This is a genomic window from Citrobacter sp. Ca225 (genome assembly GCF_030337175.1).
GTDB lineage: Bacteria > Pseudomonadota > Gammaproteobacteria > Enterobacterales > Enterobacteriaceae > Citrobacter_A > Citrobacter_A amalonaticus.
Map to the genome: position 1 here is coordinate 17,590 of NZ_JAOWCD010000053.1, position 13,283 is coordinate 30,872.

Consider the following 13,283-nt stretch of genomic DNA (forward strand, 5'->3'; position numbering starts at 1 on the left):
GAATGAAGAGAAATTTGAAGGCCATACCTGTTCTGGTCGCCGGTTTGTTTACCTCACAGCTTTCTATTGCGGCGGGCTCCGTCTCTGCAGATCCCCACGCCGGGCACGACATGTCTGCCATGCAGATGCCAGCAGATGAGAATTTCACTGAGATGACGTCAATGGAGCCCATTGTAACTGAGAGCAGAACGCCAATTCCGCCTGTTACCGATGCCGACCGGAAGGCTGCATTCGGCAATTTACAGGGGCATGCGATTCACGACAGTGCGATTAATTATCTGGTTCTGCTGGATCAACTGGAATGGCAACGGTCGGATAACACCAACAATTTCAGCTGGAGTGTTAACAGCTGGATTGGAGGCGACACAGATCGGATTTGGCTAAAGAGTGAAGGTGAACGAAGCAATGGGGAAACGGAGGCGGCTGAAGCGCAGTTACTCTGGGGACATGCGGTTGGCCCATGGTGGGATTTGGTTGCGGGTGTCAGGCAGGATTTCAGACCTGCTTCTGCCCGGACCTGGGCTGCTGTCGGTTTTCAGGGGCTGGCACTCTATAATTTTGAGTCTGAAATTACGGGTTTTGTCAGTAATGGCGGAAAAGCAGCCCTTCGTCTGGGAGGAGAATACGACGTTTTACTGACTAACCGGCTCATACTCCAGCCATCCTATGAGGTGAATTTCTACAGTCAGGATGATGAATCGCGGGGTCGCGGCAGGGGACTGACTGACACAGAGCTGGGGCTCCGGCTGCGCTATGAAATACGCCGTGAGTTTGCACCCTATATAGGCGTTTCCTGGAATCAACTTTACGGGAAAACATCCGATATGGCGAAAAGAGAAGGTGAGAAAGACCATCAGGTAGTATTCCTGGCGGGAGCCAGAATCTGGTTTTAACGCACTGATATAAAACACTCAACTAAACAGGTAAATAAAATGTCGATTTTAAATAAAGCCATTCTTACAGGTGGCCTCGTTATGGGCGTTGCTTTCTCTGCTATGGCCCATCCGGAATTAAAAAGCTCTGTGCCACAGGCTGATTCAGCCGTAGCGGCCCCGGAAAAGATTCAGCTTAATTTCTCGGAAAATCTGACCGTGAAATTCTCAGGTGCAAAATTAACAATGACGGGTATGAAAGGCATGTCATCACATTCTCCGATGCCGGTCGCGGCAAAAGTGGCGCCAGGCGCTGACCCTAAATCGATGGTCATTATTCCGCGAGAGCCTTTACCCGCTGGCACTTATCGTGTTGACTGGCGCGCGGTTTCTTCAGATACGCACCCTATTACCGGTAATTACACCTTTACAGTGAAGTAATATTATGAACGACCTGATTATGATTGTTATTCGTTTTCTTCTTTATCTGGATTTGATGGTAATATTTGGATTGCCATTTTTTCAGATATATGGAATAAGTGGTGTCAGACATGAAACCTATAACCTGACTAATTTCAGGTCGTTTATAACCTTTGCTGTTGTTACAGGCATCATTCTTACTGGCATTAATATGCTCCTGGTATCTAATGCCATGAGTGGAGTAACTGACCTCAGAGAATTATCCATCCATGTTATCGAGATGGTGATAGAAGAAACTGATGTGGGTATTAGCTGGATTGTCAGGCTCTGTGCCCTGTTTACCACACTCGGTGCTTTGTTCCTTTACACTAATAAGAGAGTATTGTCCTGCCTGCTGATGACGATGAGTGGGGGCGTGGCGCTGGCCACACTTGCCTGGGGAGGACACGCCGTTATGCATGACGGTCTGCATTACTATCTCCATTTACTGAGCGATCTGACCCATCTCGGCGCTGCAGGTGCCTGGACAGGTGCTCTGGTTGCATTTGCTATCCTGCTGATGCGCAGAAACGAGCATAATGCACAGAGCGTCATTGTGATATCTGACTCCCTGGCAAAATTTGCCACGGCAGGAACGGTGATTGTTGTAGCCCTGATCCTGAGTGCGCTGGTCAACTATCTGTATATTGCTGAGGGTAACTTAACTCCCTTATTCAACAGTTCCTGGGGGAGGATATTGCTTGCCAAGACGGCTCTGTTTGTTCTGATGCTTCTTCTGGCTGCAGCAAACCGGTTTCACCTGGGGCCCCGGCTTGAAGTTATGGTCAGGGAAGGGAATTATGATCGCAGCGTTGCCCTGATGCGAAACAGCATCCTGACAGAATTCGTTGTTGCGATTATCATTCTGGGCGCCGTAGCGTGGCTCGGAATGCTTGCTCCGTCTCAGGTCAGCTAGGGGACAGCCAAAGCTCATGCGTGAGATTTTTACTTTCATATCAGCGAGTTGACCATGCAGCGTATTTTAATCGTTGAAGACGAACAAAAAACAGGTCGTTACCTGCAGCAGGGACTGGTTGAGGAAGGCTATCAGGCCGATCTCTTTAATAATGGCCGCGATGGTCTCGGGGCCGCGTCGAAGGGACAGTATGATTTGATAATACTGGACGTGATGCTGCCTTTCCTCGACGGGTGGCAAATCATCAGCGCACTGAGGGAGTCCGGGCACGAAGAACCGGTCCTGTTTTTAACCGCAAAGGACAACGTGCGGGACAAAGTGAAAGGACTGGAGCTTGGCGCAGATGACTACCTGATTAAGCCCTTTGATTTTACGGAGCTGGTTGCACGTGTAAGAACCCTACTGCGCCGGGCACGCTCGCAGGCCGCAACAGTCTGCACCATCGCCGATATGACCGTTGATATGGTGCGCCGGACCGTGATCCGTTCGGGGAAGAAGATCCATCTCACCGGTAAAGAATACGTTCTGCTTGAGTTGCTGCTGCAACGCACCGGAGAAGTGTTACCCAGGAGTCTTATCTCGTCCCTGGTCTGGAACATGAATTTTGACAGTGATACGAATGTGATTGATGTCGCCGTGAGACGTCTGAGAAGTAAAATTGATGATGACTTTGAGCCAAAACTGATCCATACCGTTCGCGGTGCCGGATATGTCCTGGAGATCAGAGAAGAGTGAGGTTCAAAATTTCCCTGACCACACGCCTGAGCCTGATTTTTTCTGCGGTGATGCTTACGGTATGGTGGTTATCAAGTTTTATCCTGATTAGCACCCTTAATGGCTATTTCGATAATCAGGACCGCGATTTTCTGACAGGTAAACTTCAGCTCACCGAAGAGTTTCTTAAAACAGAGACGTTCCGGAACAAAACGGATATTAAGTCATTATCAGAAAAAATAAACGATGCGATGGTAGGGCACAATGGTTTATTCATTTCTATAAAAAACATGGAAAATGAAAAAATTGTTGAACTCTATGCCAAAAATTCTGTTGTTCCAGCGGTCCTGCTTAATAAGTCGGGTGATATTCTCGACTATATGATCCAGACGGAAGAAAATAACACCGTGTACCGCAGTATCTCGCGGCGGGTTGCCGTGACGCCGGAACAGGGTAAAAGCAAACATGTCATCATTACGGTTGCCACGGATACTGGGTATCACACCCTGTTTATGGACAAACTCAGTACCTGGCTGTTCTGGTTCAATATCGGTCTGGTCTTTATTTCTGTTTTTCTGGGCTGGCTGACCACACGTATTGGTCTGAAACCGTTACGGGAAATGACCAGTCTGGCTTCCTCCATGACTGTACACAGCCTGGATCAGCGTCTAAATCCCGATCTGGCTCCGCCGGAAATCTCTGAGACCATGCAGGAGTTCAATAATATGTTTGATCGCCTGGAGGGGGCATTCCGGAAACTGTCAGATTTCTCGTCTGACATCGCGCATGAGCTGCGCACACCAGTCAGTAATCTGATGATGCAGACGCAGTTTGCACTGGCTAAGGAAAGGGATGTTTCGCATTACCGCGAAATTTTATTCGCTAACCTGGAAGAACTGAAAAGGTTGTCACGAATGACCAGTGACATGCTTTTTCTGGCACGTTCAGAGCATGGTCTGCTGCGGCTGGATAAACATGATGTGGATCTGGCAGCCGAACTGAATGAATTACGTGAGTTGTTCGAGCCCCTGGCAGACGAAACAGGAAAGACAATCACGGTTGAAGGAGAGGGCGTTGTTGCCGGAGACAGCGATATGCTCCGACGTGCTTTCAGTAACCTGCTTTCCAATGCAATCAAGTATTCTCCCGATAACACCTGTACAGCGATACACCTTGAGCGTGACAGTGACTGTGTGAACGTGATGATTACGAATACGATATCCGGCCAGGTTCCCGCTAATCTGGAACGTTTGTTTGACCGGTTCTATCGCGCAGACTCATCAAGGTTCTACAACACGGAAGGCGCGGGGCTGGGATTATCAATTACAAGGTCGATCATTCATGCTCACGGCGGCGAGCTGTCAGCAGAACAGCAGGGGCGGGAAATTGTGTTCAGTGTGCGTCTGTTAATGGATTAATACCGTTATTCAGGAGAAACCCGGAAGGTGACAAAAATGTCATCGTTCAGTCACGCGATAAACAGAGGCGGTTTTTTATAATCAGCCATAAATCAGGACAGCGTGATAATTCAATCGCCCGGTTCCTGGCGTGATGATCAACCAGCCCTGAGATCAAATGCTTTCTCTGTTATAAGCATTGATTGTTCGGGTATGAAAACACCGGAGACCCAACCATGAAAAAGATCCTTGTATCCTTTATTGCCATGATGGCTGTCGCTTCATCTGCCTGGGCTGCAGAGACAATGAACATGCATGACCAGGTAAATAATGCCCAGGCGCCTGCCCATCAGATGCAATCATCCGCTGAAAAAAGTGCAGTTCAGGGGGAGAGCATGAAAATGATGGATATGAGCGGTCACGATCAGGCCGCAATGTCCCATGAAATGATGCAAAACGGCAATTCTGCTGCCCATCAGGACATGGCTGAAATGCATAAAAAAATGATGAAATCCAAGCCAGCAGCTTCTAACGAAACAGCAAAATCATTTTCCGAAATGAACGAGCATGAGAAAGCCGCTGTTATGCATGAGAAGGCGAATAATGGTCAATCTTCCGTTATTCATCAGCAGCAGGCTGAAAAGCATCGCAGCCAGATCACCCAGAATTAACCCGCAGCTCCACTTGTTAGACCCTCATTTGACGCCGAAGTCACTGGCTTACGCTCCCGTCCGGGAGCGTTTTTTTCCCATATATCAAACTTTAACTCTGAAGAGGTGGAAGTATCTGACCAACACTGTCACGTAACGCCAGATAACTACAAAAACACCTTTTTCCTCCTGTAAATTGCAGTTCCTGCAAGAACATCAAGGCATAATGTTGGAACAGCGTGTGATACACACTTAGTATCATGTTTTGTATGTGTTTTTTTTAAAAGTTTACAACTTTAAAGTCTTTTTCAGGTTAAAGGATACAACTTTAATGTCTCTACACAACTGATCGTGGTTGCCATACTGGGGACGTCTCAGAAAACGGAAAATAAAGCACGTTAAGCCCATTGCAGACTCTAGATATTGACGAGTACGTCGGGTTTTCTCTTGTTTGAGTTGCCTCTTGTGGTAAGATAGTAATCAATTACTATCTTACCAGGAGTGCTCGTGGACACCCATCCAAAGCATCTGCCGGCCGATGAACGTCGTGCCGTAACTGTCGAGTCCGTCGTGGCGCTTGCCGGTTCACAAAACCCAAGCGAGATAACCACTGCGGCTATCGCTAAACACATGAACTTGACCCAGGGTGCGCTGTTTCGGCACTTCCCGAACAAGGAAGCCATTTGGCAGGCGGTCATGGAGTGGGTAGCAGAGCGCCTATTAGCCAGAATCGATCGATCCGCACAAGGAATCGAGTCGCCCTTGGCAGCCATGGAGGCGATGTTCATGAGTCATATCGAATTCGTAGCTGAGCACCCAGGCGTGCCAAGAATGATGTTTGGTGAGCTTCAGCGTGCCGAATCGACACCGGCCAAGCGCATGGTGCAAACCTTGATTCAGCGCTACGGCGAACGTTTGCATCGTCTCATCGAGAAAGGCAAGGCCAGCGGCGAGTTGTCTCCCTCGCTTGACAACGAGGCGGCGGCAACGCTGTTCATTGGCACGATCCAGGGCTTGGTCATGCAATCGCTGTTGGCGGGTGATGTGGGACGTATGCACCGCGATGCGCCGCGCGTCTTTGCAATTTATCGGCGTGGCATAAGGAGTGCGCAATGAAAAAGTTACCCTTGCAAGGCCGCACCCTGGCACTGCTTGCCGTCATCATTCCTTTGCTGGTGCTTTTTATTTATGTCGGTCTGCGATCAGGGCCGCTCGCCCCGGTCGCTGTGACGGTGGCAAGCGTGGAATCACAGGCTATCACACCGGCGCTGTTCGGCATCGGCACGGTGGAGGCGCGCTACACCTACAAGATCGGACCGACGTTTGCCGGGCGCGTCAAACGCCTGGAGGTGCATGTAGGCGACCAGGTCAAGGCCGGACAGGTGCTCGGCGAGATGGAGCCGGTCGACCTTGATGATCGGGTGCGCTCACAGGAGTCTGTATTCAAGCGGGCGGAAGCGGCTTTGCGCGAGGCAGAAGCCCGGCAAGCCTACGCGCAAACCCAGGCGCGCCGCTATGAGCAATTGTTTGCGGTGCGCTCGACCAGCGAGGAAATCGTCACCACCAAGCGGCAGGAACTGCAGATCGCCGATGCCGCCCTATCCGCCGCTCGGGAAGATATTGCCCGGGCACGCTCCGACCGCGAAGCACTCGTCGCGCAGCGGAGCAATCTGCGCCTGATCGCGCCGGTCGACGGTGTAGTCGCCGTGCGCGATGCCGATCCCGGCACGACCATCGTCGCGGGCCAGGCCGTGGTGGAAGTGATCGACCCCAAGAGTTTGTGGATCAATGTGCGCTTCGACCAGATCAGCGCATCGGGGCTGGCTGGGGGGCTGCCGGCTCATATCGTCCTGCGTTCGCGTGGTGGCCAGACCTTGAAAGGTCGCGTGCTGCGGGTGGAACCCAAGGCCGACGCGGTAACCGAGGAAACGCTTGCCAAGGTGACATTCGATAACAAACCAGAACCTTTGCCACCAGTGGGTGAACTGGCCGAAGTCACGGTTGACTTGCCGGCGCTCCCGGCCGCTCCACTGATCCCCAACGCTGCCGTCCAGCGTGAAGGCGATAAAGTTGGTGTCTGGCAAATCGTGGATGGTGATCTGCATTTCTCCCCGGTCAAGCTCGGCACTTCCGACCTCAATGGTTACGTGCAGGTGCGCGAAGGGCTCAAGAATGGGGACCAGGTTGTGACCTATAGCGAAAAGGCACTGACGGCGCGCAGCCGCATCCATGTGGTCGAGCATATCCCGGGAGTTTCACGATGATCAGCCTGGCCGGCCGCGACATTCTCCATGCCTGGGGGAAATTCGTCTTCACCGGCATCGGTCTGGGTCTGCTGATCGGCGTCACCCTAGTCATGGCTGGGGTGTACCGAGGCATGGTGGACGACGGCAAGGCGTTGCTCGACAACAGTGGCGCTGACCTTTGGGTGGTGCAAAAGGATACTCTGGGTCCTTATGCGGAGTCGTCCAGCCTCAACGATGACGTGTATCGCGCCATTCTCGCCATGCCGGGAGTCTCACAGGCAGCGAACGCGACCTACCTGACCATGCAGGTACGCAAGGGCGAGAGTGATGTACGCACCATGGTGGTCGGCATCGCGCCCGGTGCGTTGGGGGCTACACCCGGATGGCCTCCTTATCTCGTCGCTGGACGCCAGATCACGCGCGGTCACTACGAGGCTGTGGCCGACATCGCCACCGGCTTCAAACTGGGAGATCGTCTTGCCATTCGCCGCAATCATTACACCGTCGTGGGGCTGACACGGCGCATGGTGTCGTCCAGCGGCGACCCGATGGTATTCATTCCGCTCAAAGATGCCCAGGAGGCCCAGTTCCTCAAGGACAACGATGCCATCTGGCAAAGCCGGCGTCGCACCGAAGCCAACCCGGTCTTCAATCGACCCGGTGATCCAGGTTTGCTGGATGCCGTGATTGCTTCACAGAGCAGCAACGCGTTCGTCAATGCCGTGCTGGTCACTCTGAAACCTGGTCATGCGCCGGACGAGGTTGCCGAATCCATCCAGCGCTGGAAGCGTTTGACGGTCTACACCCGGGCACAGATGGAAGACATCCTCGTCGGCAAGCTGATCGCCACCTCGGCCAAGCAGATCGGCATGTTCCTTGTGATTCTGGCCATCGTTAGCGCGGCCATCGTTGCCTTCATCATCTATTCGCTGACGATGGACAAAATCCGTGAGATCGCGGTGTTGAAGCTCATCGGCACACGCAACCGAACCATCGCCGCGATGATCATGCAGCAGGCGCTCGCCCTGGGCGTGATTGGCTTCGTGGTCGGCAAGATCACAGCCACCTTTTCAGCACCGGCTTTTCCAAAATATGTCCTGCTCACGCCAATGGATTCTGTCGCCGGTTTTTTTGCCGTGCTCGTGATCTGCGTTCTAGCTAGCCTCGTCGCCATTCGCATAGCACTCAAGGTCGATCCGGCCGAAGCCATTGGAGGTTGAGATGAGTGGCAAAGGGATACACATCGAAAGTTTAAGCAAGCGGTATGGCGATGGTGACACCGCTGTCTTTGCCTTGAGAGACGTGAATATGCATGTTGCGCCTGGTGAAGTGGTGGGACTGATCGGCCCTTCCGGGTCCGGCAAGAGCACGCTGCTCAAGTGTCTGGGTGCGGTGATCGAACCGACCGCCGGTCGCATGACGCTGGGCGATGAAGTGATCTACGCCGATGGCTGGAAAGTCCGCGACCTGCGCGCCTTACGGCGTGACAAGATCGGTTTCGTTTTCCAGGCGCCGTACCTGATTCCGTTTCTCGATGTCACCGACAACGTGGCGCTGCTGCCGATGCTTGCAGGCGTCGCGAATGGAGAGTCGCGCGCGAAGGCACTGGAATTGCTCACAGCGCTTGATGTGCAACACCGAGCTCGCGCAATGCCCTCGCAACTCTCCGGTGGCGAGCAGCAACGGGTCGCCATCGCGCGCGGACTGGTCAATCGTCCGCCGGTGATCCTGGCCGATGAACCCACTGCGCCGCTGGATTCCGAGCGCGCCATGGCTGTAATCCGCATCCTCAACGACATGGCCCGGAAGTTCGAGACCGCCATCATCGTCGTCACCCATGACGAAAAGATCATCCCCACATTCAAGCGCATCTACCACATCCGCGACGGCGTGACCCATGAGGAAGCTGGCGAAGGGCGGGAGTTCGAATGAGAGAACGATTGAATTACAGGAGAATTTCATGACCCACCGCAAACACAGCCACGCATTTGGAACTATCACCCTGACCGTTACGGCCTGCCTGCTTTTATGGGGTTTTCAGTTGCCAGCTTGGGCTGGTGACGCTACCCAGGTTGAGCCACTGGCGCTACGCAAGATCATGCAGGAACTCGGGCGCAACATGCAGGCTATTACCGGTGCGATTTCGCAGGAGGAATGGGTTCAGGTCGTTCAGCTCGCCCCAAAAGTTGCTGCACACCCCGAGCCACCGCTTACTGAAAAAATGCGCATCCTTGCTTACCTCGGCGCTGATGCGACCAAGTTCAGAAACTTTGACGCGCAGACTCACGAGGCGGCGCTGGCCATGAAGCTGGCTGCTGCGAGCAGCGACGGCAAGGCGGTGACCCAATCATTCGCCCACGTGCAGGAAAGCTGCTTGGGCTGCCACCAAGCTTTCCGTAAACCTTTCGTGGAGCATTTTTATGGAGCACGCTAAAACATGCCAGCGCCCCATCAGCCTCGAAAGACGGCTTGCGGCAACTTACCTGGTAGCTGGTCTGGTCACCGCCGGTCTGGCCGGCTGCGCCGCCGGCCCTGATTTTCAGCGTCCCACCGCACCCGATGTGGCTCGCTACACTGCAACACCGGTAGCTGATAGAACCGTGTCCGCTCCCACGCAGTTCGGCGAAACACAACGTCTAGTCGAAGGGCTTCCGATCGAAACGCAATGGTGGCAAAGCTTGGGTTCATCCGCACTCGACGGACTGATAAACGAAGCTTTCCATGTCAGCCCGACGCTGGCGAGCATCAGCGCCAATTTGCGACAGGCGCAGGAGCTTCTTGCCGCACAGGCGGGCTCGACGCAATATCCACAGGTAGATGTCGCACTGGGATCTCAGCGCCAGCAAATGAGTCCCAGTAGCCAAGGGTTGAGCGGAGACGCACGTCAATTCAGCCTCTACAACGCCAGCGTTGGCGTGCATTACAACCTCGATCTGGCTGGCGGCAACCGGCGCGCACTCGAAGCCTTGGCTGCTCGCGCCGACTACCGTCGCTTCGAACTGAATGCTGCGCGCCTGGCCCTTGCCGGCAACATGGCAACCGCTGCCATTACCCGAGCACGCCTCGCCGCGCAACTAGAAGCCACTACTGCCATTTTGCGCGTGCAGGATGAGCAACTGCGCCTAGCCCATGAACGCGTGCGTATCGGTCAGGCCTCACCTGATGAAGCGTTGAGCCTACAAGCTCAGGCGGAGCAAACGCGGGCAGAACTGCCTGCGCTGCGTAAACAACTGCAACAAACCGAACATCTACTGGCGGTGCTAGCCGGTCGTGCCCCAGGCACGGGTGGCATCCCGGCCTTCACTCTGGCCGATTTCACTCTACCCGTCGAGATGCCGCTCGTCGTGCCCTCAGAACTGGTGCGCCGCCGACCGGATATCCAGGCGTCAGAGGCGCTGTTGCATGCGGCCAATGCAGACTATGGTGTGGCTGTCGCCAAGCTCTACCCACAGATCAACCTGAGCGCCAACCTTGGTTCTCAGGCGCTGACCACCGGTGCCCTGTTCGGTGGTGGCTCGGCAGTGTGGGGCCTGGTTGCGCAGCTCACCCAGCCTCTTTTTAATCCAGGGCTACCCGCTGAAAAAAGAGCGGCGCTCGCCGCTTTTGATGCCGCCGTAGCCAATTACCAGAGCGTCGTATTGGAGTCTTTGCGTAACGTCGCCGACACCCTGCGCGCGGTGGAAAGCGATGCACAAACTTTGACTGCCCTCGCTGCCGCTGATATGGCTGCACAGGCCTCCTTGCAGTCGGTCGAGCGGCAATACCGGCTGGGCGCGGCCAGCTACCTGCAACTGCTCATCGCGCAGCAACAGGCACAGTCAATCCGGATCAATATGGTTGCGGTCCAGGCACAACGCCTAGTCGATAGTGTTGTTTTATATCAGGCCCTGGGAGGTGGTGTCAGTTAAGACTATACCCTAACCTGATGTCAGATGTTGAGCACAAACAACGTCAGAGTAGGGTATTAATTTATATTTATTGACACATTCAGCCAAGGGTAATAGATTTCATCCTGACATTTTTACCTTTGGAGGCATCTTGCAAGGTCAACGTATCGGCTACGTTCGCGTCAGCAGCTTCGACCAGAATCCTGATCGACAACTGGAACAAATAGAAGTCGGCAAGGTATTCACCGATAAGGCTTCAGGCAAGGACACACAACGTCCCGAACTTGAAAGGCTGCTGGCCTTCGTCCGCGAGGGCGACACCGTGGTGGTGCATAGCATGGACAGGTTGGCACGCAACCTTGATGACCTGCGCCGCATCGTCCAAGGGCTGACACAACGGGGCGTGCGCATGGAGTTCGTCAAAGAAGGGCTAACGTTCACCGGCGAGGACTCACCGATGGCCAATCTGATGCTGTCGGTCATGGGAGCCTTTGCTGAGTTCGAGCGCGCTCTGATCCGCGAACGTCAGCGCGAGGGAATCGTGCTGGCTAAGCAGCGCGGGGCCTACCGGGGACGAAAGAAATCGCTGAACAGCGAACAAATTGCCGAGTTGAAACGGCGAGTTGCGGCAGGCGACCAGAAAACCTTGGTGGCCCGTGACTTCGGCATCAGCCGCGAAACCTTGTACCAGTACCTGCGGGAAGACTGACCATGCCACGCCGCTCAATCCTGTCCGCCACCGAGCGCGAAAGTCTGCTGACACTGCCAGATGCCAAAGACGAACTGATACGGCACTACACGTTCAACGAAACCGACCTGTCGGTGATCCGTCAGCGTCGCGGCGCCGCGAATCGATTGGGCTTCGCCGTGCAGCTTTGCTACTTGCGATTCCCTGGCATCTTCTTGGGCGTCGATGATCCTCCATTTCTGCCCCTGCTGCGCATGGTGGCCGCACAACTCAAGGTGCCGGTGGAAAGCTGGAACCATTACGGCCAGCGCGAGCAGACACGGCGGGAGCACTTGGTCGAGCTGCAAACGGTGTTTGGATTCAAGCCCTTCACCATGAGTCATTACCGGCAAGCCGTGCATACATTGACCGAACTGGCCTTGCAAACAGACAAAGGCATTGTGCTGGCCAGCACCCTTGTTGAAAACCTGCGGCGGCAGAGCATCATCCTACCCGCCATGAATGCCATCGAGCGCGCAAGCGCCGAGGCCATTACCCGTGCCAACCGAAGCATCCATGCGGCATTGGCCGATTCCTTGATACCTGTCCATCGCCAGCGCCTGGACGAACTGCTCAAGCGCAAGGATGGTAGCAAAATGACGTGGCTAGCGTGGCTGCGCCAATCGCCCGCCAAGCCGAACTCGCGCCACATGCTTGAACACATCGAACGCCTCAAAGCCTGGCAGGCGCTTGACCTACCTGCTGGCATCGAACGGCAGGTACACCAAAACCGCTTGCTCAAGATCGCCCGCGAAGGCGGCCAGATGACGCCCGCCGACCTGGCCAAGTTCGAGTCGCAGCGGCGTTACGCCACCTTGGTAGCACTGGCCATCGAGGGCATGGCCACCGTCACTGATGAAATCATCGACCTTCACGACCGTATCATCGGCAAGCTGTTCAATGCGGCCAAGAACAAGCATCAACAGCAGTTCCAGGCTTCCGGCAAGGCGATCAACGACAAGGTGCGGATGTATGGGCGCATCGAGCGCACGCTGTTCATTCTGGATTGGCTGCAAAGCGTGGAGCTGCGCCGCCGCGTCCATGCGGGGCTGAATAAGGGCGAGGCGCGCAACGCGCTGGCCAGGGCGGTCTTCTTCTACCGATTGGGTGAAATCCGCGACCGCAGTTTTGAGCAGCAGCGCTACCGGGCCAGCGGCCTCAATCTGGTGACGGCGGCCATCGTGTTGTGGAACACGGTCTATCTGGAGCGTGCCACCAGTGCTTTGCGTGCCCACGGCAAGGCGCTGGACGACACGTTGCTGCAATATCTGTCCCCGCTGGGGTGGGAGCATATCAACCTGACCGGCGATTACCTATGGCGCAGCAGTGCCAAGGTCGGTGCGGGGAAGTTCAGGCCATTGCGACCGCTGCCACCGGCTTAGCGTGCTTTATTTTCCGTTTTCTGAGACGACCCC

General features: G+C 54.6%; 14 protein-coding genes. All 14 read left to right on the forward strand.

Translation table 11 applies throughout. The features are described from left to right. The first annotated feature begins 2 nt into the window (after nt 1-2). Complete coding sequence (gene pcoB / locus OGW13_RS05305; RefSeq protein ID WP_001378118.1) at nt 3-893, forward strand: copper resistance outer membrane transporter PcoB; 891 nt, start codon at nt 3-5, stop codon at nt 891-893. 39 nt (nt 894-932) lie between these two features. Next, nucleotides 933-1,313 (forward strand): copper resistance system metallochaperone PcoC, encoded by a 381-nt coding sequence (gene pcoC / locus OGW13_RS05310; RefSeq protein WP_000025662.1) that lies wholly within the window; start codon nt 933-935, stop codon nt 1,311-1,313. 55 nt (nt 1,314-1,368) lie between these two features. Next, nucleotides 1,369-2,247, forward strand: coding sequence for a copper resistance inner membrane protein PcoD (gene pcoD, locus OGW13_RS05315; protein WP_229692861.1), 879 nt, complete (start codon nt 1,369-1,371; stop codon nt 2,245-2,247). Nucleotides 2,248-2,301: 54 nt separating this feature from the next. Next, a complete protein-coding gene (gene pcoR / locus OGW13_RS05320; protein WP_001188930.1) occupies nt 2,302-2,982 on the forward strand; it encodes a copper response regulator transcription factor PcoR in 681 nt (226 codons plus the stop codon). Further along, the gene (gene pcoS / locus OGW13_RS05325) at nt 2,979-4,379 is read left to right on the forward strand and encodes a copper resistance membrane spanning protein PcoS (protein ID WP_006785898.1); all 1,401 of its coding nucleotides are present in this window, start codon (nt 2,979-2,981) and stop codon (nt 4,377-4,379) included. The genes pcoR and pcoS overlap by 4 nt, the downstream gene beginning before the upstream one ends. 215 nt (nt 4,380-4,594) lie before the next feature. Beyond that, nucleotides 4,595-5,029 carry a copper resistance system metallochaperone PcoE gene (pcoE, locus tag OGW13_RS05330; RefSeq protein WP_038633679.1) on the forward strand — a complete coding sequence of 145 codons (435 nt, stop codon included), beginning with the start codon at nt 4,595-4,597 and terminating at the stop codon, nt 5,027-5,029. A 486-nt stretch (nt 5,030-5,515) separates the two neighbouring features. Then, entirely contained in the window at nt 5,516-6,124 is a 609-nt protein-coding gene (locus tag OGW13_RS05335; RefSeq protein ID WP_004393990.1) for a TetR/AcrR family transcriptional regulator, read from the forward strand. Then, entirely contained in the window at nt 6,121-7,272 is a 1,152-nt protein-coding gene (locus OGW13_RS05340) for an efflux RND transporter periplasmic adaptor subunit (RefSeq protein WP_022652304.1), read from the forward strand. The genes OGW13_RS05335 and OGW13_RS05340 overlap by 4 nt, the downstream gene beginning before the upstream one ends. Further along, nucleotides 7,269-8,474, forward strand: a complete 1,206-nt coding sequence (locus OGW13_RS05345) for an ABC transporter permease (RefSeq protein ID WP_022652303.1) — start codon at nt 7,269-7,271, stop codon at nt 8,472-8,474. The genes OGW13_RS05340 and OGW13_RS05345 overlap by 4 nt, the downstream gene beginning before the upstream one ends. Nucleotide 8,475: 1 nt before the next feature. Further along, a complete protein-coding gene (locus tag OGW13_RS05350; protein WP_004393997.1) occupies nt 8,476-9,186 on the forward strand; it encodes an ABC transporter ATP-binding protein in 711 nt (236 codons plus the stop codon). Nucleotides 9,187-9,214: 28 nt separating this feature from the next. After that, complete coding sequence (locus tag OGW13_RS05355; RefSeq protein ID WP_016236502.1) at nt 9,215-9,688, forward strand: cytochrome c; 474 nt, start codon at nt 9,215-9,217, stop codon at nt 9,686-9,688. Continuing rightward, complete coding sequence (locus tag OGW13_RS05360) at nt 9,675-11,162, forward strand: efflux transporter outer membrane subunit (protein WP_088244041.1); 1,488 nt, start codon at nt 9,675-9,677, stop codon at nt 11,160-11,162. The genes OGW13_RS05355 and OGW13_RS05360 overlap by 14 nt, the downstream gene beginning before the upstream one ends. Before the next feature lie 130 nt (nt 11,163-11,292). Next, nucleotides 11,293-11,850 (forward strand): recombinase family protein, encoded by a 558-nt coding sequence (locus tag OGW13_RS05365; RefSeq protein WP_001162010.1) that lies wholly within the window; start codon nt 11,293-11,295, stop codon nt 11,848-11,850. A gap of 2 nt (nt 11,851-11,852) precedes the next feature. Further along, nucleotides 11,853-13,250, forward strand: a complete 1,398-nt coding sequence (locus OGW13_RS05370; protein ID WP_174501489.1) for a DUF4158 domain-containing protein — start codon at nt 11,853-11,855, stop codon at nt 13,248-13,250. Nucleotides 13,251-13,283 lie beyond the last annotated feature (33 nt).

Bases quoted from the DNA above. Each gene is read 5' to 3' on its own strand.
- pcoB (WP_001378118.1), top strand. From the start codon at position 3: ATGAAGAGAAATTTGAAGGCCATACCTGTTCTGGTCGCCGGTTTGTTT.
- pcoC (WP_000025662.1), top strand. From the start codon at position 933: ATGTCGATTTTAAATAAAGCCATTCTTACAGGTGGCCTCGTTATGGGC.
- pcoD (WP_229692861.1), top strand. From the start codon at position 1,369: ATGGTAATATTTGGATTGCCATTTTTTCAGATATATGGAATAAGTGGT.
- pcoR (WP_001188930.1), top strand. From the start codon at position 2,302: ATGCAGCGTATTTTAATCGTTGAAGACGAACAAAAAACAGGTCGTTAC.
- pcoE (WP_038633679.1), top strand. From the start codon at position 4,595: ATGAAAAAGATCCTTGTATCCTTTATTGCCATGATGGCTGTCGCTTCA.
- OGW13_RS05340 (WP_022652304.1), top strand. From the start codon at position 6,121: ATGAAAAAGTTACCCTTGCAAGGCCGCACCCTGGCACTGCTTGCCGTC.
- OGW13_RS05345 (WP_022652303.1), top strand. From the start codon at position 7,269: ATGATCAGCCTGGCCGGCCGCGACATTCTCCATGCCTGGGGGAAATTC.
- OGW13_RS05350 (WP_004393997.1), top strand. From the start codon at position 8,476: ATGAGTGGCAAAGGGATACACATCGAAAGTTTAAGCAAGCGGTATGGC.
- OGW13_RS05355 (WP_016236502.1), top strand. From the start codon at position 9,215: ATGACCCACCGCAAACACAGCCACGCATTTGGAACTATCACCCTGACC.
- OGW13_RS05360 (WP_088244041.1), top strand. From the start codon at position 9,675: ATGGAGCACGCTAAAACATGCCAGCGCCCCATCAGCCTCGAAAGACGG.
- OGW13_RS05370 (WP_174501489.1), top strand. From the start codon at position 11,853: ATGCCACGCCGCTCAATCCTGTCCGCCACCGAGCGCGAAAGTCTGCTG.